Source organism: Kitasatospora sp. NPDC054939 (assembly GCF_053610105.1).
Map to the genome: position 1 here is coordinate 1 of NZ_JBSGXP010000297.1, position 2,217 is coordinate 2,217.

The following is a 2,217-nucleotide window of genomic DNA, read 5'->3' on the forward strand; positions in this document are numbered from 1 at the left end:
TTCCTATACAAGTTCCAGTCAAGTGGTTGCGGCAATTAGAGAAAAAATGGATGAATTAGGGCTTTTACTTATACCGAGAATTATTGATAAAAATGTACGGACTGAAACAGTTGAATTCAAAGACAAAAACGGAAACGTCAACAAAAAAACAACAACATATTTTACTGAATTGACAATGGAATTCAAATGGATCAATGCAGAAAACCCAGAGGAAACAATGGTTGTACCGTTTTATGCACAGGGTGTTGACAGAGCGGGTGAAAAAGGTGTCGGTAAGGCCCTAACCTATGCGGAAAAATACTTCTTCTTAAAACAATTCAACATCGCAACAGACAATGATGATCCTGATGCGTTTCAACAAAAAGTCGAAGAATCAAAGCCGACTAAGTTAATAACAGAAGAACAAAAAATGGAATTGAAAGATTTAGCGGTTAAATTCGCAGGTCTGCGGGGGCAGGAAGAATCTCTAGTTTATACAGCCCTAAATATAACTGATTTGAATAAACTTCCTGAAGGTCAAGCGGACTTCAATATAAATAAACTCAAACAATGGATTGCAAAAGCAGAAAAAGAATCAGCATAGGAAAGGACTGAGGGAATATGGACGCGTTTCTGATGAATAGGGGGATATTCAATCATGATATATGGTCGGACGTGGTTAAGTTTCGAATTTTCTTCTATCTCATTGGGAACGCGGTTTCCTCAAAAGAAGGCATACAGCAGGACGGCGTACACGTTCAGCAGGGCCAGTATTTGCGGTCACTGCGGAATTTACAAGATGACCTGGCTTATCGGGAGGGCAAGGGCAACAAAAAGAAAGTTTACCCTTTGACTACCCTACGCCGAAAGCTCAAGAGTTTGGAAAATGACGGGGAAATAACAACTAAATTAACTGATAGCGGCACACTCTTCACGGTCGTTAACTATGCGTCATATCAGGGTTTACAGGGTTCAGAAAATGAGATTGTGGCACAGAAACGGCACACCGATGGTACACCAACGGCACAGAAGGAAGAACCCAAACCGAAGAAAAAGCGCTATGTATACGATGAAAAACAAATGGCTCTAGCGGGGCTGCTATGGAAGAAAGTAAAAGTGAATGCGCCGGACATGAAAGAGCCGAATATGGAAAGCTGGGCAAATACCATTAGGCTCATGATGCAGCAAGACGAGCGGACAGGAAAAGACATTCAGGAAGTGATCCTGTGGGCTACCGGTCACGAATTTTGGCACAAAAACATATTAAGCGCCGATAAGCTGCGGAAACAGTACGACAAACTATCTGTTCAAATGAAAGGTGAACAAAAAGGGGTGACATCCATTGCAAAACACAAACAACATTTTGGGGAAAGCAACGGAGAATCTTACGATTTTTCAAAGAGAAAAGCTTGGTGAAAAGACTTGCGAAGTATGCAAACGGCCATATGAAATATTCCAAATAGTCATGCCGGATCGGGAAACGGGCCAGCTGACGAAGAAAAAATATGACTACTGCTTGCCGTGCTTTAAGGTGGAGGAAGATAGAAAACTAGCTCAAGACATCCTGGAAGAAAACGAAAAAACCAAACTGAAAAACCTTCAAAAAGACTTTAGCTCTTTTTCCTTCATCAATCCGAAGCTGAGAAATGCAAGCTTTGACAACTTCATAGAGTACACGCAAATGGAGTCAGAGGGGCTACAGACAGCCAAAAGATATTTAGAGGTGTTTAGCCTAGAAGAACCGAAAAACCTTCTATTTTGGGGATCATACGGCACAGGGAAGAGCCATTTAAGCAAGTCGATATGTGACGAGGTTATCAGGAAAGGGCATACGGCAATATTAGTCAATATTCCGATGATGTCAAAAAGCATTAGGGCCACGTACAACAAAGATTCACAGTACCAAGAACATGAAATATTTGCGCGGTTCGAAAAAGCTGACTTGTTGGTATTGGACGATTTAGGAACGGGGAATCACACGGACTGGCTTGTGCATGATGTTTTGTTCCCGATTTTAGACGCACGCCAGGGAATGAACACCGTTTTTACAACAAACCTAAATCCTAATATTCCAATGAGCGAGGATAACCCTAACAAAATTCAAGGGTTAGAAAGTATGATCGGGCCGAGAAATTTCAGTCGCGTAATGGATAACGCCAACATTCAGACGATGATCGGGAAAGATAAGCGGAAAGCATAAGGGGGATGACAAAAAATGATACCGGCTATTGTATTCGA

At 41.7% G+C, this 2,217-nt stretch carries 3 protein-coding genes; all 3 read left to right on the plus strand.

The features are described 5' to 3' along the window. On the plus strand, nt 1-583 hold a 583-nt coding region (locus ACWGB8_RS38415), incomplete at its 5' end, for an ERF family protein (protein ID WP_452218292.1). A 17-nt stretch (nt 584-600) separates the two neighbouring features. Continuing rightward, nucleotides 601-1,395, plus strand: coding sequence for a hypothetical protein (locus ACWGB8_RS38420; protein WP_377984107.1), 795 nt, complete (start codon nt 601-603; stop codon nt 1,393-1,395). A gap of 49 nt (nt 1,396-1,444) precedes the next feature. Further along, nucleotides 1,445-2,179, plus strand: a complete 735-nt coding sequence (locus tag ACWGB8_RS38425) for an ATP-binding protein (protein ID WP_452218293.1) — start codon at nt 1,445-1,447, stop codon at nt 2,177-2,179. Nucleotides 2,180-2,217: the final 38 nt, after the last annotated feature.